This is a genomic window from Spiroplasma endosymbiont of Stenodema calcarata (assembly GCF_964031205.1).
In the GTDB taxonomy this organism is placed as follows: domain Bacteria; phylum Bacillota_I; class Bacilli_A; order Mycoplasmatales; family Mycoplasmataceae; genus Spiroplasma.
The window spans coordinates 177,441-197,746 of the sequence record NZ_OZ035018.1; the positions used below are offsets into that span (position 1 = coordinate 177,441).

The 20,306-nt window shown below is 30.5% G+C and carries 20 protein-coding genes; 14 read left to right on the forward strand and 6 right to left on the reverse strand.

From position 1 onward, the window contains the following. Window positions 1-30 precede the first annotated feature (30 nt). A complete protein-coding gene (gene rpsT, locus ACQH24_RS00915; protein ID WP_425380182.1) occupies window positions 31-282 on the reverse strand; it encodes a 30S ribosomal protein S20 in 252 nt (83 codons plus the stop codon). Between the two features lie 140 nt (window positions 283-422). On the opposite strand from rpsT, the gene ACQH24_RS00920 reads away from it, so the two are divergent. From ACQH24_RS00920 to ACQH24_RS00935, 4 genes are all read left to right on the forward strand, one after another. Next, window positions 423-710, forward strand: coding sequence for a hypothetical protein (locus tag ACQH24_RS00920; protein WP_425380183.1), 288 nt, complete (start codon window positions 423-425; stop codon window positions 708-710). Window positions 711-776: 66 nt separating this feature from the next. Further along, window positions 777-1,208: a ribose 5-phosphate isomerase B gene (gene rpiB, locus ACQH24_RS00925; protein ID WP_425380184.1), complete on the forward strand. Its 432-nt coding sequence runs from the start codon at window positions 777-779 to the stop codon at window positions 1,206-1,208. Window positions 1,209-1,214: 6 nt separating this feature from the next. Beyond that, window positions 1,215-1,781 (forward strand): hypothetical protein, encoded by a 567-nt coding sequence (locus tag ACQH24_RS00930; RefSeq protein ID WP_425380185.1) that lies wholly within the window; start codon window positions 1,215-1,217, stop codon window positions 1,779-1,781. Window positions 1,782-1,835: 54 nt separating this feature from the next. Then, entirely contained in the window at window positions 1,836-2,711 is an 876-nt protein-coding gene (locus ACQH24_RS00935) for a hypothetical protein (RefSeq protein ID WP_425380186.1), read from the forward strand. On the opposite strand, the gene ACQH24_RS00940 is transcribed toward ACQH24_RS00935, so the two are convergent. After that, window positions 2,704-2,931, reverse strand: coding sequence for a NifU family protein (locus tag ACQH24_RS00940; RefSeq protein WP_425380187.1), 228 nt, complete (start codon window positions 2,929-2,931; stop codon window positions 2,704-2,706). The two genes, ACQH24_RS00935 and ACQH24_RS00940, sit on opposite strands and share 8 nt — an antisense overlap. A 137-nt stretch (window positions 2,932-3,068) precedes the next feature. Between ACQH24_RS00940 and ACQH24_RS00945 the strand changes: the two genes are divergently transcribed. The 6 genes from ACQH24_RS00945 (at window position 3,069) to ACQH24_RS00970 (ending at window position 10,653) form a co-directional block, all read left to right on the forward strand. After that, on the forward strand, window positions 3,069-4,097 hold the full coding sequence (locus ACQH24_RS00945; RefSeq protein WP_425380188.1) for a ribose-phosphate diphosphokinase: 1,029 nt from the start codon (window positions 3,069-3,071) through the stop codon (window positions 4,095-4,097). A 181-nt stretch (window positions 4,098-4,278) separates the two neighbouring features. Next, complete coding sequence (uvrB, locus tag ACQH24_RS00950; protein WP_425380189.1) at window positions 4,279-6,243, forward strand: excinuclease ABC subunit UvrB; 1,965 nt, start codon at window positions 4,279-4,281, stop codon at window positions 6,241-6,243. A 39-nt stretch (window positions 6,244-6,282) separates the two neighbouring features. Then, window positions 6,283-7,206: an HPr(Ser) kinase/phosphatase gene (hprK, locus tag ACQH24_RS00955; RefSeq protein WP_425380190.1), complete on the forward strand. Its 924-nt coding sequence runs from the start codon at window positions 6,283-6,285 to the stop codon at window positions 7,204-7,206. A 15-nt stretch (window positions 7,207-7,221) separates the two neighbouring features. Then, a complete protein-coding gene (locus tag ACQH24_RS00960) occupies window positions 7,222-8,427 on the forward strand; it encodes a prolipoprotein diacylglyceryl transferase family protein (protein WP_425380191.1) in 1,206 nt (401 codons plus the stop codon). Beyond that, window positions 8,411-9,352: a thioredoxin-disulfide reductase gene (gene trxB, locus ACQH24_RS00965; RefSeq protein ID WP_425380192.1), complete on the forward strand. Its 942-nt coding sequence runs from the start codon at window positions 8,411-8,413 to the stop codon at window positions 9,350-9,352. Before ACQH24_RS00960 ends, trxB begins: the two co-directional genes overlap by 17 nt. Before the next feature lie 65 nt (window positions 9,353-9,417). After that, a complete protein-coding gene (locus ACQH24_RS00970; RefSeq protein ID WP_425380193.1) occupies window positions 9,418-10,653 on the forward strand; it encodes a phosphoglycerate kinase in 1,236 nt (411 codons plus the stop codon). A gap of 39 nt (window positions 10,654-10,692) precedes the next feature. On the opposite strand, the gene aguA is transcribed toward ACQH24_RS00970, so the two are convergent. Genes aguA through argF form a run of 3 tightly spaced genes read right to left on the reverse strand, consistent with a single transcriptional unit; the run spans window position 10,693 to window position 14,265 of the window. Then, window positions 10,693-11,781, reverse strand: coding sequence for an agmatine deiminase (gene aguA / locus ACQH24_RS00975; RefSeq protein WP_425380194.1), 1,089 nt, complete (start codon window positions 11,779-11,781; stop codon window positions 10,693-10,695). Beyond that, window positions 11,774-13,192 (reverse strand): APC family permease, encoded by a 1,419-nt coding sequence (locus tag ACQH24_RS00980; protein ID WP_425380195.1) that lies wholly within the window; start codon window positions 13,190-13,192, stop codon window positions 11,774-11,776. Before ACQH24_RS00980 ends, aguA begins: the two co-directional genes overlap by 8 nt. Before the next feature lie 5 nt (window positions 13,193-13,197). Further along, window positions 13,198-14,265, reverse strand: coding sequence for an ornithine carbamoyltransferase (gene argF, locus ACQH24_RS00985; protein WP_425380196.1), 1,068 nt, complete (start codon window positions 14,263-14,265; stop codon window positions 13,198-13,200). 263 nt (window positions 14,266-14,528) lie between these two features. On the opposite strand from argF, the gene ACQH24_RS00990 reads away from it, so the two are divergent. From ACQH24_RS00990 to ACQH24_RS01005, 4 genes are all read left to right on the forward strand, one after another. Continuing rightward, window positions 14,529-14,996 (forward strand): Lrp/AsnC family transcriptional regulator, encoded by a 468-nt coding sequence (locus tag ACQH24_RS00990; RefSeq protein ID WP_425380197.1) that lies wholly within the window; start codon window positions 14,529-14,531, stop codon window positions 14,994-14,996. 102 nt (window positions 14,997-15,098) lie between these two features. After that, window positions 15,099-17,486, forward strand: a complete 2,388-nt coding sequence (gene secA / locus ACQH24_RS00995) for a preprotein translocase subunit SecA (protein ID WP_425380198.1) — start codon at window positions 15,099-15,101, stop codon at window positions 17,484-17,486. Window positions 17,487-17,557: 71 nt separating this feature from the next. Next, window positions 17,558-18,493 (forward strand): DNA-binding protein WhiA, encoded by a 936-nt coding sequence (gene whiA / locus ACQH24_RS01000; RefSeq protein ID WP_425380199.1) that lies wholly within the window; start codon window positions 17,558-17,560, stop codon window positions 18,491-18,493. 11 nt (window positions 18,494-18,504) lie between these two features. Next, on the forward strand, window positions 18,505-19,899 hold the full coding sequence (locus tag ACQH24_RS01005) for an amino acid permease (RefSeq protein WP_425380200.1): 1,395 nt from the start codon (window positions 18,505-18,507) through the stop codon (window positions 19,897-19,899). Here the strand turns inward: ACQH24_RS01005 and ACQH24_RS01010 are convergent. Continuing rightward, a complete protein-coding gene (locus tag ACQH24_RS01010; protein WP_425380201.1) occupies window positions 19,889-20,224 on the reverse strand; it encodes a rhodanese-like domain-containing protein in 336 nt (111 codons plus the stop codon). The genes ACQH24_RS01005 and ACQH24_RS01010 overlap by 11 nt on opposite strands. Between the last annotated feature and the right edge of the window lie 82 nt (window positions 20,225-20,306).

The following is a 20,306-nucleotide window of genomic DNA, read 5'->3' on the forward strand; positions in this document are numbered from 1 at the left end:
CTGTTGTCTACTTTGAAAAAAGAACGGTAATTAATTTGCTTTAAGCATTAATTTACTTTTAATACGAGCAGCTTTATTAGCATGATAAATTCCTTTAGTAACTGCTTTATCAACTAAACTAATTGCTGTGTTAACTAGTTCTGTTGCGTTTGCTTCTTTAGCAGTTATGGCAGTTTCTGCTTTTTTAAGTGCAGTTTTTACTGAAGATTTAAAAGATTTATTTGCTAAATTAGCTTTAGCATTAGTTTTAACTCTTTTAATTTGTGATTTAATATTAGCCATGTTCGGTCTCCTTTCATTTTTTTAAGACACAAAGTAATTATAGCAAATAGATAAAAAGGTGTAAAGAAAAGTACTGTTTTTTCTCAATATTTTATTTTTTTTGAATTATATGTATAATAAAAGTAACAGGAGCAGTAAATATGGGATATTATTACCAACATAAGCTAGGTTTTTCTTTTCATTGTCTACAACGAATTCGTCAACGAAGTCCCCTTTTTGAAAAAGAAAATGATTGAATTATTAAAGAAAAAATTATTAAGATGATTGACAATTCTTCTGATCGGATTGAAACAAATCGTAATTTATATATTAAATTAGATGATTTGCCTGGTAATTTATATGTTGTTGTTGAAAAAGAACAGCGGTTAATTGTCACTGTAACACCAATAAGTTCGGGCAAATTACTTGATATTATTAGAACAAATTAGTTTGTAAGGACTTTTAAATAATGAAATATGTTATAGTTAAAATATCAGTAAAGGAGAAAAGGGATTATGAAAATTGTTATTGGGAATGATCATACTGGCGTTGAGATGAAAAATGCTATTGTTAAATATTTAATAGATCATAAGTATGAAGTTATTAATTTGGGAACGGATAGTAATGCTGCAGTTGACTATCCTGATTTGGGACAAGCAGTGGGGGCAAGAGTGATCCAGGAAAAAGATACTTTTGGTATTGTTATTTGTGGAACAGGAATTGGAATTTCTATGGCAGCAAATAAGGTAAAAGGGGTACGAGCAGCTTTATGTGCCGAAACAATTTTAGCTAAATTGGCACGTGAACATAATAATGCTAATGTTTTAGCCTTGGGGGCAAGAGTTATTGCTAATCAAAATGCAATTTGAATTGTTGAAACATTTTTAAATACTAGTTTTGATGCCAATCGTCATGGATTTCGTGTTGATAAACTTAACACTTTGTAATTTTGTATGAATAATTGAGATACTTTGCTTTTATATCCTTTTTTAACGATTTTAGTAATGGTCGGTTATGTTATTGGTTTGGTTAAAAAAGGGACAAAATCTTTTTGACAATGAGTTTTTATTATTCAACATTTTTGTTTTTGATTAGCAATATCATGCACATTAACTTTAAATTATAATTTTATTATTTTTGATTTTGCAAAAAATATTACTTCAATTTCAATTTTGCTTGCCGTTAGTACTTCTTTTTATGCTGTTGTCTTTTTTATTCCAGGAGCATGAATTACGGCGATAATTCGTAGTCGAAAATTGTGATTGTGAATTTCATATGGCTTAATGCTTTTCGAAATTTTATTAGTCTTAATTCTTCCCCGTAATTTAGAAGCAATGATTATTTGTACAATTGCTTTTGCTTTTGGTGTTTCTACTAATTCAATATGGTATTTAAGTTTTAATGAAGTTTATTTATATCGAACTAATTCTTTTTTGACAATTGCTTTAAATTTACCGGTGGTATTTTTGGCTAATATGGCCGGAGCAAATCTTTTAATGTTTGCTAGAAATTTTAATTAAGATGTATTAACCGTGCACTATGTTATTTTTGGTACTATTTTTGGTCTATTAATATTGGCAATGGTATTTTGTTTTTATTTACCAGAAATTAAGAATAATATTGGGGCTTTTCAAACAACGGTATTAAAACAACTTAGTAAGTTTTCATGATGGAAAGTTATTATTATTTTTATTTTGTTGTTTTTTGTTGGGGTTTTAAGAGAATTAAGCCAAGGGGATTTTTTAAACTTATTATTGGCACAAGAAGTTTGAGTAAAATATCATAGCAAAATAATGATGGAACAGTATTTGCATTCTGTCCAAGAAATTTGATGAATTGCTCAAATTATTGGTGCAGCTTTAATTTATTATTTATTTGTTAAAAAAATTGGGATTAAGAATTCATTAATATTAGCATTTGTTATTTGGGGGCTCTATTTTATTTTAGTAGCAACAATTTGGGTGCCGGGGGTTTTATTGGGATTACAAATTTTAAATGGATTTGCCGTGGGAGTATTATTCGGAATATTATTTTCATTAGTAATTATGTGAAATTACCGGATTCGGAATCGACCAATAACGGGTTGTTTTTCGGCTTTAAATGCTTTAATGACTTTTTTAGTTCAGTTCTTAATCCGTGTTTTTGCTAATAACCATCTTGGCATTTTTAATAATTTAGATTTGAATTGGCAATTACCATTTGTTGAAAATGAATTCTTTTTGGCAAAAATAAAGAATGTTATTTTGTTTTTATATTTAGGTTGTGCTTTTTCTTGTTTTGTTTTAGTTATTTTTGTTTATTATACGGCTAAATTTATTAGTGGTGAATATTACAATCCACAGCAAGTAGCAACGAAATTGGCAGAATTAGAAAGAAGGGTTATTCCACCCGATTTTGATCAAAAAATTGTTTTACAAGAATATTTGCAAATAAAAAAAGAAGTTACATAGTAACTTCAACTGCTTTAATATCTGGCATTTCTTGTTTGACAATTTGTTCAACACCATCTTTAATTGTTGAATCAATTAATCCACAACCAATGCATGCCCCAGCTAAACGAACATAAACAATATTATCTTTAACTTCGACAAATTCAATGTCACCACCATCTTGATTAATATATGGTCGTAAATTATCAATAATATCTTTTGCTTGATTTGTTTGTGTCATTTTATCACCTTCATTATTAATTATAGCATGATTATTTTGTAAGAAAAGGTTGTTTAATTCATTATGGATAAGTATATAATATAAGTAAGGATTCAAATTGAATTTTTATCTCATATCAAAATTTTATAGGAGGACTAATGGAAGGAAAAAGTTTTAGTATATATGGCCTGTCTGCTGGAGTTAACTTGGCCGATGAGATTTGTAATATATTAGGTGTTGTAAGAGAAGAAATGGAGACTATTCGTTTTGCTGATGGTGAAATCCTAGTACGCGCAATGAATTCAGTTCGTGGTAAAGATGTTTATATCATTCAATCAACATCATGGCCAGTAAATGAAAATTTAATGGAGTTATTAATTGCAATTGATGCTTTAAAACGCGGGAGTGCACAAAGTATTAATGTAATTATTCCTTATTTTGGTTATGCGCGACAAGACCGTAAGGCCCGTGGTCGGCAACCAATTACTTGTAAATTAGTTGCAAATATGTTAACAACAGCAGGAGCAACAAGAGTAATGACTGTTGATTTACATTCACCGCAATCAATGGGATTTTTTGATGTTCCTGTTGATGACTTGCGCTCAACACAAGAATTAGTGAAAACAATTATTAGTAAAATTGAAGAAGATCATATTACTGAAGAAGTAACAATTGTTTCACCAGATCATGGTGGACTAGTTCGTGCGCGGGATGTTGCGAATCGTTTAGGTGACTTGGCACCGAATATTGCGGTAATTGACAAACGTCGATCAAAGCCAAATGTTAGTGAAGTTCAATTCGTTTTAGGAGATGTTAAAGATCGAATTTGTTTTATTGTTGACGATATGATTGACACAGCAGGAACAATTTGCAATGCTGTGAAAGCATTAAAACAAAATGGAGCAAAAGAAGTATATTTATTAGCATGTCATGGTATTTTTTCACCACCAGCAAAAGAACGATTAACTGAAATTATTAATGATGGGACTGTTAAAAAAGTTATTGTTACGAATACAATTGATATTAATGTGGAACGTTTATTTGATGGACTAGAAGTTATCTCAATTGCGGACTTAATTTCGCAAATGATTAAAGCAATGATTGAAAAACGTAGTTTATCGGATGTATATTTAAAATGTAACAAAAAAATTAAGAAATTAGTAGAAAAAATTAAACGAATAAAATAGTTGTCGTTTAATACATTAAGTAAAAATAAAACTTTAAAATTAGTTATTAAAAGGTTTAAGTTTCCTTTGGAAGAGCTTAAACCTTTTAATTTCCTATTTTTTCCTTTTTTATTTTTAAAATATTTTCCACGAAGATTGATATAATTATAAGAGATTAAAATAAGCAAAGGGGGATGCAAGAATGTTTAAATTAACAGCGAATTATTTACCAGCGGGTGATCAACCATTAGCAATTGAACAATTGACAACAAATTTACTTGCAAATAAAAAGCATCAAGTTTTATTAGGTGCCACAGGAACGGGGAAAACATTTACGATGGCAAATGTTATTGAAAATTATAAAAAGCCAACTTTAGTAATGGCACACAATAAAACATTAGCTATGCAATTATATGTTGAACTCAAAGAAATGTTTCCTGAAAATCGTGTAGAATATTTTGTTTCAAACTTTGACTTTTATCAACCAGAAGCTTACTTACCAAGTAAAGATTTGTATATTGATAAAGATGCTCGGCAAAATATGGAATTAGATATGATGCGTTTGAGTGCCTTTAATGCTTTAACAACACGAAAGGATGTTATTGTTGTTGCTTCAGTTGCAGCGATTTATGGAGCACAAGATCCAAGTGAGTATAAAAAGTCTTTTTTTCAAATTGACCGCAATCAAAAAATTAGTAAAAAGGATTTAGCAAATTTTTTAGTATCATCAGGATATGTTCGAAATGATATTGAATTAATTCCAGGGAGTTTTAGTGCAAAAGGTGATGTCATTAAAATTGTTCCTGGATGAAACATAAAAACGTTTATTCGAATTGACTTATTTGGAGATGAGATTGAAGATTTAGCATATATTGATGGGCTAACGGGGGATGTAACGCAACGTTTATCGACCGTAACAATTTTTCCGGCGCAAGATTATATTACTTCTCCTGAACGATTAGCAGAAGCAATCAAACGCATTGAAGCAGAATTAAAAGTACGATTAGCAGAACTAGAACAAGACGGGAAAATTCTTGAATTCCAAAGATTAAAACAACGCACAGAATATGATTTAGATTCATTGCGTGAGAGTGGTCTTTGTTCAGGGATTGAAAATTATTCGCGACATTTAGATTTACGGAATGAAGGTGAGGCTCCTTATACCTTAATTGATTTTTTTGGTGATGATTTTTTAACCATTATTGATGAATCACATATGTCATTACCACAAATTCGAGCAATGTATAATACTGACCGTAGTCGTAAAGAAACCTTGGTTAATTATGGATTTCGATTAAAAAGTGCTTTAGATAATCGCCCCTTAAATTTTGATGAATTTAATCAGAAGTTAAAAAATATTATTTATGTTTCTGCGACACCAAGTGACTATGAGTTGGCATTAGTTGATTATGAAGTTGTACAACAAATTATTCGCCCGACAGGTTTATTAGATCCAACTGTTGAAGTTAAAAGAACCGTTGGGCAAATTGATGATATTATTGCACAAATTAAAAATCGTCGGGAAAAAAACGAACGAGTATTTATTACAACTTTAACAATTCGAATGTCTGAAGATTTGACAAGTTATTTACAAGAACAGAATATTAAAGTTGCTTATTTACATAGTGAATTAAAAACACTACAGCGTAGTCAAATTTTATTAGATTTGCGTAAGGGTGTTTATGATTGTATTGTTGGTGTCAACTTGATTCGAGAAGGAATTGATATTCCAGAAGTATCTTTGATTTGTATTTTAGATGCTGATAAACAAGGATTTTTACGAAATGAACGTAGTTTAATTCAAACAATTGGGCGGGCCGCCCGAAATTCTAATGGACATGTTATTTTATATGCGGATAATGTTTCTGAGGCAATGACAAAAGCAATGGCAGAAACGGCCCGCCGCCGTCAGATTCAAGAAGAATATAATGCTAAATATCATATTATTCCAACGACAATTATTAAAAGTATTCGGGATTATGCGAACATCAAGCGTTATGATGATAAGCTACAAAAAATAAAAAATAAAAAATCAAAAGAATATAAAACAGCGAAAGAAGCATTAGTGCATGATTTACGAAAAGAAATGGCGGAAGCAAGTAAGAAACTTGATTTTGAACGAGCAGCAGAATTGCGGGATATTATTATTGAAATTGAAGCAGAATAAAGAAATGTGATAGTATTAAACTACGAGGAGGATCTTAGGATGGAAAAATTTATTGTAAAAGATATTGTTGACAAATTTAAGTATGAAATTCTAGCGGGGGCAACTGGGCTTAACCGGGAAGTTAAAGTTTATGGTCTTAATCGGCCAGGTTTAGAATTAGCAGGATTTGATTTTGAGAAAAATAATAGTAATCGACGCGTAGTGTTGTTATCAAATAAGGAACAATTGTTTGTTAATACCTTATCTAGTGCTATAAAAAAAGAACGTTACGAATATATTTTAAATGAAAATATTCCAATGATTATTTTAACAGAGAAATTTACTGACAAAGTATTATTAGAAATTGCTGATAAACATAATTGTCCTGTTGTCTTAGCAAAAAATATTACAACAAGTCGCCTGTATCAAGTAGTCTTAGAATTTTTTGATGAACATTTTGCTCCAATAATTGAAGAACATGCATCGTTAATTAACATCTTTGGGAAGGGAATTTTACTTAAAGGAAAATCTGGCATTGGAAAGTCTGAGATGACATTAGAATTAGTGAAAAAAAATCATTTATTTGTTGGTGATGACCGAATTATTATTCAACAACGAAATAATAAATTATATGGTCAATCACATGCGATGCTAAAAAATTTAATTGAAGTTCGGGGATTAGGAATTTTAGATTTAAGTAAAATTTATGGTTTACAAGTTTTATTAGATGAAACTGCAATTAATTTAGTAGTGGAATTAATTCATCTTGAAGATGAACAATATAAATCAATTGACCGTCTTGGTTCAGAATATAAGTATATTAAGATTTTAGATACACAAGTTCCAATTGTAACAATTCCAGTTACTTATGGACGAAATGTTAGCGAATTGGTTGAAACAGCCGTTTCAAAATTAAAGTTAGAAGAAGCAGGAATTTCTTCAATGAAAACGTTACAAGATCGTTTTACAAAATATTCAAAATAAAAAGGAGTTAGGCTTGTGAATTTGATAACATGAATTGCCCGCGATACTTATGGAAATTGATTTCGGCCATATTGATTTTTAATTTTTTGTGGTTTTGCAATTACAATTATTTTGTCGTGGATTAATTTTCGTAAGCGACATATTCCAACACAAGGATTATATTTAGGAATTTTTGTTATTTCGCCAATTTCTTTATTAGGAGCTAGTTTTTTTGGTAAATATGATGTTAACAATTCATTTTTCTTTTTTACCTTATTTGCATTTTGAGAACCGGGGATGAGTATTCATGGGGGATTAATTTTTGGTCTAATAACCGGTTGAATTTGATTTGGGTTTGAGTCCCGGAAACATGATATTTCAATTTGAGTTTATGCTGATTTAATTATCCCAAATATTTTATTAGCCCAAGCAATTGGTCGTTGAGGGAATTTCTTTAACCATGAATTATTAGGAGCCCCTGTTCCTCGCGAGCAAATAATGTGATTGCCAAGTTTTATCCGAGACAATCTATTTAAATGATTTGTACCAGATCAAATTCCAAATAATTTCCATCCTACTTGTGTTGTTGGCATTGGCGGGGGTGAAGTAGCACCAAGTGATTTTGGGAATGTGCAATATTTTCAACCAATTTTTTTATATGAATCATTTGCTAATATTTTATTATGGATTTTAATTGTGATTGCATTACCATTAATATTTCGTTATAGTTATTATTGACGGTTTAAAAAAGAGGAACCTGATTTTATGAAGTTATCTTGAAAAGGGATTTGAGCAAAATGATATTATGATGTTAAACCCGATCCAATGGTAGTAAATAATCTATCACAGGAGAAAAATTTTAAAAAAGTTTATTTCAAAAATAGACAAAAGATGACAAAAAAACAAGTAGTAAAAACTTATTTTAAATATCAAAAAGCACGCTTAAAACAAATTTTTAAAGCTGATGTACGGGCGTTAGAAAAAATAGAAAATCCACACCGTTTAAAGATTTTACGTTGTGGTATTCAGACAGGAATGTATATTGCAGGGTATAATATCATTCGGATAATTTTAGAAACGCAACGTGTCGATCATGATTTATTTATTAAGAATATGCGTGTTCTTGATTATACTATTCTTGCCTTAATGATTGGAATTGGGTTAATTTTAATTTTATTTGCGCAATGAATAGCTGTTATAAAATGAAGAAAAGGCGGATGATTATATGAAAAACAATACTAATGAAATATATGATATATTAATCATTGGTGCAGGTCCCGGAGGAATAACTGCCGCAATTTATGGGGCACGGGCAATGGCAAAAATTGCAATGATTGAAAAAGGGGCTCCGGGTGGTAAAGTTACCAAAACAAGTGAAATTGAGAACTATCCGGGATTTGATAGTATTCAAGGATCGGATTTAGCATTTAAAATGTTTGAACAAACCCAAAAATTAAATATTCCTTATTTGGCAGAACGAGTAACAAATATTATTAAAAAAGATAATTTATTTGAATTAGATTTATTCTCAGGACGAAAATTATTTGCCAAAGTCGTAATTGTGGCAACAGGAACTGTTGAACGGAAATTAGGAATTCCTGGTGAATTAGAATTAAATAGTCGTGGTGTTTCATATTGTGCGGTTTGTGATGGTGTTTTATATAAAGAAAAAGATGTCGCTGTTGTTGGAGGCGGTTATGCCGCAATTGAAGAAGCAATTTATTTGGCACGCTTTGTTAATAAAGTTTATTTAATTCATCGTCGGGACCAATTTCGGGCTGATATTAATGTTGTAAATAAAGCAAAGGCAAATCCTAAAATTAATTTTATTGTTGATACTATTGCAACTGAAATTAAAGATATTGCCGCAAATCGAGTAACATCAATCGTTGTTAAGAATCTTAAAACTGATAAGATTAGTGAATTAGAAGTTAGCGCTGTTTTTCCATATATTGGTGCAATTCCAATTAGCGATTTTGCAAAAAATTTAGATGTTCTTGATGAAAATGGTTATTTTGTGGTTGATAATAAATGCTTAACAAAGGTGCCGGGATTATATGCTGCTGGTGATGTCACAAATACAACATTGCGACAAATTGCAACTGCTGTTAGTGATGGTGCCAAAGCCGCCCAATTTGCGTTGGAATATCTTGACAATTACTGCTAAAAAACAAAATTTACGATAAGATATAAATAAGTTGAATGACGGAAGAAAGTGAGTAAGAGAATATTATGAATAAAAAAGAATTAAAAGATGTCAAAGTTAATGGGAAAAAAGTTTTAGTACGAGTTGATTTTAATGTGCCAATGAAAGATGGACAAGTAACAAATGATAATCGGATTACAGCAGCAATTCCGACAATTAAGTATTTATTAGATCACCAGGCAAAAGTTATTTTATTTTCACATTTAGGAAAAGTAAAAACAGTAGATGATTTAAAGAAATGTGATATGGCGCCAGTTGCTAAAGTTTTAGAACAAAAATTAGGGCAACCAGTTAAATTTGTTAATTCATTTGAGGGAAAAGAACTAGAAGATGCAATTAATCAAATGCATGAGCAAGATGTTATTTTATTTCAAAATACAAGATTTGCTGATATTATTGATGGCAATGGTCAAATCAGTGTCGATAATAATGGCGCTGCCACAGCCAAACGTGAAAGCAAAAATAATCCAACCTTAGGGAAGTATTGAGCAAGTTTAGGGGATATTTTTGTCAATGACGCGTTTGGAACAGCTCATCGAGCACATGCTTCAAATGTTGGCATTGCTTCGAATATTAGTGAATCATGCTTAGGATTTTTAGTTGAGAAAGAAGTAAAAATGTTGTCACAAGGAGTTGATCATCCTGTTAAACCATTTGTTGCAATTATTGGTGGGGCAAAGGTTTCAGATAAAATTGGCGTTATTGAACATTTATTAACAAAAGTTGACAAAATTTTAATTGGTGGTGGAATGGCGTATACTTTTTTTGCAGCGCAAGGTTATAAGATTGGTAATTCGTTGTTAGAAGCAGATAAAATTGATATTGCAAAAGAATTTTTAGCAAAAGCTAATGGGAAAATTATTTTACCAGTCGATGGGTTAGAGGCACCAGAATTTGCTGATGTTCCAGCAAAAGTTACGGATAGTCCTGAAATTGATGATGGATATATGGGTTTAGATATTGGACCACAAACAATTGACTTATTTGAAAAAGAATTATTTGGGGCTAAAACAGTTGCTTGAAATGGACCAATGGGTGTTTTTGAATTTAGGAATTATAGTGTTGGGACAAAAGCAATTTGTGCGGCCATTGCTAAATTAACAGACGCTTTTACTTTAATTGGTGGTGGTGACTCTGCGGCAGCAGCAATCCAATTAGGTTATCAAGATAAATTTACACATATTTCAACTGGTGGTGGCGCAAGTTTGGAATATTTGGAAGGTAAAACATTACCAGGAATTGAAGCTGTTCAAAATAAATAATATAAAAAACGACAAGTGTTTGTCGTTTTTTATATTATTTTAAAGTTGTTGTTGGGTAATACAGTGAATATTACCACCACCCAATAAAATTTCATACGCATAAATTGGTTCAATTTTATGATGGGGGAAAGCTTTACTAATAATATCAATTGCTTGTTGATCGGTTGGTAAATTGAAAATTGGTAAAATAATTGCTCCATTTGCAATATAAAAGTTAACATAACTACCAGCTAAGCGCGTATTTTTTACTCGTGCTTTGCTATTTTCTTTGCCAGTAATATCACTTGTATCCTCATCTGTTGTATACATTGGTGTTGGGATTGGCAATTTGATTACTTCAATTTTGCGCCCCATTGCATCGGTTGTTTGTTCAAGCAGATTAAGAGCTGCAAGACTACGTTCATATTGTGGATCATTTTTATCAGCAGTTCAAGCTAAGAGAACAGTTCCGGGTTTAACAACGCATAACATATTATCAACATGTCCATCTGTTTCATCATTAAAAATACCATAAGGTAATCAAATTATTTTTTTAAGATTTAAATATTGTTTTAAATATTTCTCAATTTCCTCTTTTGATAAATCAGGATTACGATTGGGATTTAATAAACATTCTTCCGTGGTATATAAAGTTCCTTCTCCATCAACATGGATACTGCCGCCTTCTAAAACAAAAGGGGCACGATAACGATCAATGTTTAGATATGATAATACTTCTGCCGCAATTTTATCATCATTATCTCATGGATAATATAGACCACCGTTTAAACCACCTAAAGCATTAAAAATTCAATCAATTCCATGGACATCACCATTTTTATTTTTTAAAAATGTTGGCCCAATATCACGCATTCAAGCGTCATCATTTTCAAATACCAGAATTTTAATTGTTGGGTCCAATAATTTTGTGGCAATTGTTTTTGTTCGTTGTGAAGTAATCATTGTAACTGGCTCATACTTGTTAATTGTATTTGCAACTTTTGCATATACTGTTTGAGCAGGTTGCGCATTTTTCCGTCAATTATCAGTTCGTTCTGGGAAAACCATTCAACAACCTGAATGTTGTTCAAATTCCCCGGGCATATAATATTTATCATCTTGTGGTAATGTTTTTAGCAGTTTATTCATACTGGATTCCTCCTTCTTTTTTATGTTTTCATTTGTTGTAACTAATTAGAATTTCCCCAACAGTAATGACAATAATAGTTCCAACAATACAAAAGGCAACATGCTGGCCACCACTATTAAAATCTCATGTCTCATTGTTAACAATGATACTTCCAAAAATAAATAAAATAACACCAACTATAATGATAATAGTTGGGAATAAGACAATAATTCATTGCATTCATAGTGGGCCTTTAATTTTAAACGGTCTTTCAATATCAGGATGACTAAGCCGTAGTTTAATATAGGCCGGAAAGATTAAGAAGTAAGGGGCTAAAAATAGCAGAGATGAAAAGGCATACAGCGTTCAAAAGAGTTTTGCAATATTTGGTGTGCCTGTTAACATTGCCCCACCAATTAAAATAACAATAGTTGAAATACCACCGGTAATAATTGATGCTCATAATGGGGTATCATTTTTTAATTTAGAAGCAAAGATTTGAGGAAATTCACCATCTTCGGCGGCTTCTTTAATTGCTAAATTTGCCCCGGATGTTCAAGTAATCATTGTTCCAAAAAAAGTAAATAAGATAAAAATGGCTACAATCATTGTGACTCAAGGGGCTTTAAAAGCAGCACCAATTGATTGGATAATTCCATTTGCTTCATCAAGTTGGTTGACATCAACAATAATATTAACTGCTGCTGTTCCAATTAAATAACAAATGATAATGATAACACCACTAATTAAAATACTTTTAGGAATTGTTTTCCGTGGATTATCAATTTTATCAGTAGCATTACTTTGTAATTCAAATCCAGAAAAATTATAAATAATAACTGGTAGAAAAACAACTCCTGCCGATCAGGAAGGTAAAAAAACAAAGTTAGGATCGCTAGGTGATGTTGAAACTTTATTGCCACTTGCTAATCAATAAATTGCACCAGCAATTAATGCAATTGTGACAATTAATTTTGCAACTGAAGTTAAGTTTGGAATTAATTTTAGTTTTTCTAACCGAATAAAATTAAATAAGATTGTAATCCAAGTTAGCAATAAGGCAATTGCAATTTGGATTCAAAAGTTTAAAGTGTTATGAAAAAAAGCAAAAGATAATGTGCTTGAAAAAGCTAAGTAAACAGATGGCATTCATAGTCCAACGTTAATTCAGTATAATCAATTTGTTCGTGCAGCTCATTTTCGTCCGAATGCTTTTTTGACTCAAACATACATTTCACCTTTAGCACCGAAGGTTGAACTTAGTTCAGCACTAATAAAACCATAGGGGAGAAAATAAAAGATTGCTAATAAAAATCAATAAATAATTGATGATCACCCAATTTTGGCAGCAGCGGCAAATGAGTCAAGAACAAAAATGGCGCTAAATGTAAAAAGGATAATATCAGTTATTTTTAATTTTTTTGTTTTCATAAGAACTATTTCTGATGATTAAAAGTATAACGTTGTTTTCATGGGCGCTTGATATCATCTAGTCAACTAGTAATATCTCCAGCATGGTAGGCTTTTGTAGCTTCGTTTGCTAAATCAAGGCGGGGATAGATAAAGTACACTAATAAGGCAAGTTGCGCTGTTAAGCGGTTTTCCGCTTGTTGAAAAACAATTGATTGTTCTCCATCAATAACTTCATCCATAACTTCAATATTTCGTGAAGCTGGTAAACAGTGCATAAATTTTGCTTGTGGGCCTGCTTTTGCCATTAATGCATTAGTAATTTGATAAGTTGGTTTAAAAGCTTTTACTCTTTCATCAGCTTCATCTTCTTGGTCAACTCATCATCATAAATCAGTATAAATGATATTGGCATTTTTGACATGTGTTAAGTCATCAGTAACCAAAACACTACCGCTATTGGCTTCTTTAATGTTTGCTTTAGCAATATCAGTTCATGCTGAGGGTGATTGATATTTTTTTGGGGCAATATGAATAAAGTTCATTCCCATTTTTGTTGTAATGTGCATTAAGGAACTACATACATTCGTACTATCACCAATAAAAACGATTTTTAGTTTACTAAAGTCATTATTTAAATATAGGGTAGGATCAGTATGTTCCAAAATAGTAAATAAATCACATAAGGCTTGGGTAGGATGATTGTAATCACTTAGACCATTAAAAACAGGAACATCTGCATTTTTAGCAATTGCTGTTACTGTTTCGTGTTTTCAGGCGCGGATTAAAATTCCGTCAGTCATATGCGATAAAACTTTAATAGTATCATAAAGTGATTCCTTTTGACCAAGATGAATTTCACCAGGTTTTAAATATTGTGCGTGTCCGCCGAGCAATGTCATTGCTGCTTCAAACGAAACTCTTGTTCTTGTTGAAGGTTCTTCAAAAATCATTGCTAATGTTCTATTTTGTAATAAGGGGAGAATTGCCCCATTATACCGTGCGGTTTTTAATTTTTGCATTAGGGTTAATAAATTTAAGATTTCATTTTTGCTAAAATCTTGAGTATCAATGAAATGTCGTAATTGGTTCATTGTAATTCTCCTTTCTTTATATTCATTATATTTTTTAGTAGAATTTTTACAAATTAAGACCCTTGTTATTTTAAAATTAATTAGGTATAAAAATGGACTTTTTTTGGGAAATAGATTAAGATTAAGGCATAAAAAGGATATTAGATGATTTTAAACGGTAGCAGTAGCATTATTAATACCCCGATAATGATTAATATAAGGATTTGCTAGAATGAAATCATGGTTTTTAATTTTTTCGTTTCAAAATTTAATAGGAGATAAATATGATTAAGTTGGATGAAATAGATCGCGATATTATTAGACAACTACAAAAGGATAGTCGTATTTCAGTGCGGAGAATTAGTAAAATTATTAATATTTCAGAAAAAACAATTCGAATTCGAATTAATAAATTAATGACCCAAAAAATAATTAAACCTATTTGTATTGTTAATCCAACTGCTTTTGGTTATGTTAATTTTGTTGATATTTTTTTTAAAATTGATCAGGACCTTGATATTAAAGTCTTACAAGAATGGTTGCATAATAAAGGTTATGTTTCATATTTATCCCGCCATTGACACGACCAAGATTTTGCAATTCAATGCTGATTTCAATCAGGAAAAGAATTAATTAATTTTATTAGTGAGTTAGAAAACTATCCTGGTATTTTAGATGTTAAGTATTATTTAATTAATGAGATTTTATGAGATTCTTACTCATGAAAACCAGAGGATAAAGATTATCTTTAAAATAATAATTATTAACATTCTTCAATAATTATGCGAACATTATTTTTTATGATAAAATAAAAATGATTGTTTATAATTGGTTAGAATAGAGGAGATAGTTACATGGCAGTTAGCGATCGCAATATTGTAAAAAAACATGGAAAAATAGCAGATAAAATTATCGCTTTAGATGGTGCAATGCAAGCATTATCGGATGATGCATTAAAAGCAAAAACAGCGGAATTTAAAGCACAATTAGAACAGGGAGCAATATTAGATGATATTTTAATTGATGCCTTTGCAGTGGCACGAGAAGCATCACGCCGAATTTTAGGATTGCATGCTTATCGTGTTCAATTAATTGGGGGCCTTGTTCTTCATGAAGGTGATGTTGCTGAGATGAAAACGGGAGAAGGAAAAACTTTAACTGCTTTAATGCCAACATATTTAAATGCTTTAACTGGGGCAGGCGTTCATATTGTTACTGTTAATGAATATTTATCAAAACGGGATTCAGAAATGAATGGACAAGTGTTTTCCTTTTTAGGATTAACAGTTGGGTTGAATACTCGTAATGGAAATAAAGATGAAAAAAGAGCAGCGTATGCTTGTGAGATTACTTATACGACTAATGCTGAATTAGGATTTGATTATTTGCGGGATAATATGGCTAAAAATTTTAGTGATAAAGTACAACGGGGATTGAATTATGCCATTATTGATGAGGCTGATTCAATTTTAATTGATGAATCAAGAACGCCATTAATTATTTCAGGAGGACGACAAAATCGAATCCCGCAATATCAAGCGGCGGATCATTTTGCAAAATCATTGTCACGGGATAAAGATCTTGAAATTGATTTAGAAACAAAACAAGTTTATTTAACCCCAGAAGGAATTCTCAAAGCGGAAAAGATTTTTTCAATTAATTCATTATTTGATATTAAAAATACCGAGCTATATCATTTAATTTTAAATGCTTTAAAAGCTAATTTTGTTTTTAAAAATGGTATTGAATACGTTGTTCAAAATAATGAAATTATTTTGATTGATCAATTTACTGGACGTTTAATGCCAGGACGTGCTTATAGTGATGGTTTACAACAATCATTGCAAGCAAAAGAACATGTGGAAATTGAACAAGAGACAGTAACAATGGCTACTATTACTTATCAAAACTTTTTCCGTTTATATAATAAATTAAGTGGAATGACCGGAACGGCAAAAACAGAAGAAGAAGAGTTTGTTAAAATTTATAATATGCGAGTAATTCAAATTCCAACTAACCGTCCATTAATTCGTCGGGATGAAGCAGACTATATGTTTGCTAATCGTGATGCAAAAATGCAAGCAATGATGAAAGAAATTATAACTTTGCATGAAAAAGGACAACCAATTTTAATTGGGACTACATCAGTTGAATCTTCAGAAATTGTTTCCCATTATTTACGAAATGCTAATCTAAAATTTGAAATGTTAAATGCTAAGAACCATGAACGCGAAGCTGATATTATTGCCAATGCTGGAGAAAAAGGTGCTATTACTTTAGCGACAAATATGGCAGGACGGGGAACTGATATTAAATTAGGCCAAGGGGTAACCGAACTTGGTGGTTTAGCTGTTTTTGGGGTTGAACGAAATGAAGCACGACGCATCGATAATCAGTTGCGTGGACGTTCAGGACGACAAGGGGACCCTGGTTTTTCAAGATTTTATGTTGCAATGGATGATGAACTAATGATGCGTTTTGGTGGTGAACGATTACGACGAATTTTTGCACGATTAGGTTCGGATTTTATTCAATCAAGAATGTTAACAAGAGCTATTTCAAATGCTCAGAAAAAAGTTGAAGGAATGAATTTTGATCAACGAAAACATATTTTAGATTATGATAATGTTTTAGCACAACACCGTGAAGCAATGTATTCTCGTCGAGATCAAATTTTAACATCTAATAATTTGAAACCAATTATTAAAAAAATGCAATATTCTGCAGCTTATGATTTAACAAAAATGTTTGGTAATGAATCACATGGGGAATGATTTATTCATTATGATGACCTAATTAAAGGTGTTAATGATAAAATTGTGGCTAATAATGCATTAGATAAAACATTAATGGAAAAAATGACACGGGATGAAGTCGCAAAATATCTTGCTGAGAAAATGGATATTTTTTATCAAGCGCGAACAGAAGATGTGCCAGTTGATGTTATGACACAAATTGAACGAAATGCTATTATTTCTTCGTTTGATGAATATTGAACAAAACATATTGACCAAGCAAGTAAACTACGAAGTGGGATTTATTTACGAAGTTATGCCCAAACTAATCCACTTCATGCGTATGTTGAAGAGGCAGCAAAATTATTTGAACATATGCAATTATCAATTGCATATGAAGTTGTTATTAAATTAGCAAATGTTGTAATCCGAAAAGTTGAGGATGGGGGAATTGAACCATTGCAAGATTCCGAACAAGAAGTTCGTGAATTTAAACAAAAAGGTTAATTGTCCAAACCACTATGCCAAGCTAGTGGTTTTTTCTGTACTATTAAATTAGAATTAAAAGAGGGATGACAATGAGTTTTGCATTAGAAGTCAAAGAAGAAATTATTAAAAAAGAGTTTGACCCAATTTGTCAAAAAGCTTTTTTAAGTGGTTTTGTTAAATATAATATGACATTAAATATTAGTGACCATTTTTTCAATTTTGAAGTTAGTTCAATTAGCAATGCAATTATTCGAACAATTTATGCTTTTTTTAAGAATTTATATCAAGTTGAAATTGATATTATTATTATCCAAACAACAAAATTAAAGAAAAATAAAACATTTATTTTACGAATTAAAGAACGAGCAACAGAAATTTTAAAAGATTTAAATATTTTTGATGCTGATACCAATCAAAAACTTATTATGATTCCTAGTGATTGAAATGAACGTCAGCAACGAGCATATATTGCGGGAATTTTTGTGGCCTGTGGTAGTGTTAATTCTCCTAAGACTAGTAACTATCATTTGGAAGTCCAGTTTATTGAGGAAGTTTCAGCGCAAGTATTTCGGAAATTATTACATAAATTTCATTTTTCTTTTAAAATAATTACTCGACATAGTAAATATGTTTGCTATTTAAAAAAATCAATCTTAGTTTCTGATTTTTTAAAATTAATTGATGCAATTGATAGTGTTTTAGCATTTGAAAATACTCGGATCTCTCGTGATATGGTGAATAGTATTAATCGCTTAAATAATATTGAAATTTCAAATCAACAAAAAGCAACAAAAGCAGGGGAAGAACAAGTTATTATGATTAATTATTTGTTAGACCATAATATATTTGATGAATTAAACGAGAATACCAAAAAGGTGGCATTATTACGAATTACTTATCCGGATGCTTCTTTACAATATCTTTCCCTTTTATTAGAAAGTGATCATAATTTAGAAATTTCAAAATCAGGTGTTAATCATTTGTTTCGGGAAATTAAGAAAAAATATTATGAAAACCAAAAATAAATTATGTTATAATGCACTTATTTTTTTTATGATGGAGGAAAAATTATGGGCAAACAAAAAAACATGTCAAAGTGTTTGAATTCTTAACTGTTTTTTCCACTGCTATTGGAATTACAATTGGGATTGGAATTTATTTAAAAAATGATATTTCCGAGGGTCATGTTTTATATTTTACCCAAAATCCATACTTAGCAATTGCCTTATGAATTTTAGTTGGAATTTTAGGAATTGCAATGATTATGGTTTTTATTGAAATTGCTTCCATTAAAACAAAGAGTGGGCATGGAACCTTAGCATCTTGAGCTAATATTTTAATTAATCGTAAGGTTGGTAGTTTCTTTTCAATTTTTAGTATAAATGCTCTTTTTGATGCGATTGATGTCAAAAGTATTACAAAAGAAACCCAGAATACAATTGCAATTAGTGCTGGTCTTATTATTTTAATATTGTTTTATTTATTAAATATTTTTTTCCGAAATGTTGGTAAATGAGTTCAAACAATTGGTACTTTTATTAAATTTATTCCGTTATTGGTAAGTTTAGTTATTGGTTTTATTATACCAATGACAGGCAATGTTTTTAATAATTTTAAAGAATTAAAATTTGGTAATTTTTTTATGGGTCTTTTACCAGTTTTATTTTCTTTTGATGGTTTTATTTATGCGGCGGGATTACAAAAAGAGGTTTCTAATAAAAAGGTCGTCCCAAAAGCTTTGTTTGTGGCAATGGTTTTTATTACAATTTTTTATGTCCTTCAAGTTATTTCATTATTTTTAGGAACAGATGATGGGAATATTTTTACCTTATTTAATAATACTATTGGTGGTCCAATTGCTCGTATTTTAACATGATTTATTGTAATTACTGTCTTAATGAGTATTAATGGTTTAATATTTGTTTCACCAGCATTAGGGCAAACGGTGCAAGAAGAACACCTTGTTTACCTTGGCAAAAGAAAATTAAGTTATCAACAAATTGGATTAATTCAAATGATAATTACAGTTAGTTTTAATTTAATTATTATGGGAACTAGTTTAGGAATTAAAGATGATCCCCTTTATTTGTTGGATATATCTTCCAATGCCGTCAGTTTTGTGGCTTTTATTTTTTATATTAGTTTAATTGTTGCTATATGAGTAAATCGTTATACAAAACGAGTTGAAGTAAGCAAAGTAAAAGGAATGTATTATTATGCCGGATTTGCTATCTTTTTGTTATTAGTATCAATTGGCTATATTATTTATAGTTTTGTTGTTTTCAGCAATAATCATAATACATTATATAGTTTAGTCGTGGTGATAGGGGGTAGTTTAGTTTTATGAGGAATCAATGAATTATTGCTAAATAAAACTTCGCCACCAACTAATCAAATAAAAAATCCGACAATTAGTAAAATTAATCAATAGGGTTATAGGTTATGATATTATCAAGGGATTCAGTTTGGTGGACTTTTTTTCAACCGCCCATTAGAATGTAAACTTTAAAATTATGTTTTTTTAATAAACGGTATAAGTCGAGATGAGAATGACCGCCACTTGAAACAAAAAGAATTTTTTTACCTTTCACAACTTTTTTTGAATAAATTATCCGAAATAAATGATGAGGAATATTAATACTATTAATAATATGACTTTCCGTTCATTCTTCTTTTGGCCGAATATCAATGATTAGTCATTTATTAGAATTATTAATTTTTGCTAATTTTTTAATTGATTTTGTGTTGTATTTCATTTGAAATGCGGAAAAAAACATCTTTTCACCTCTTCGTCATATCTCTATTATAGCATTAAGAAAGTTATTATTTTACTAGGAA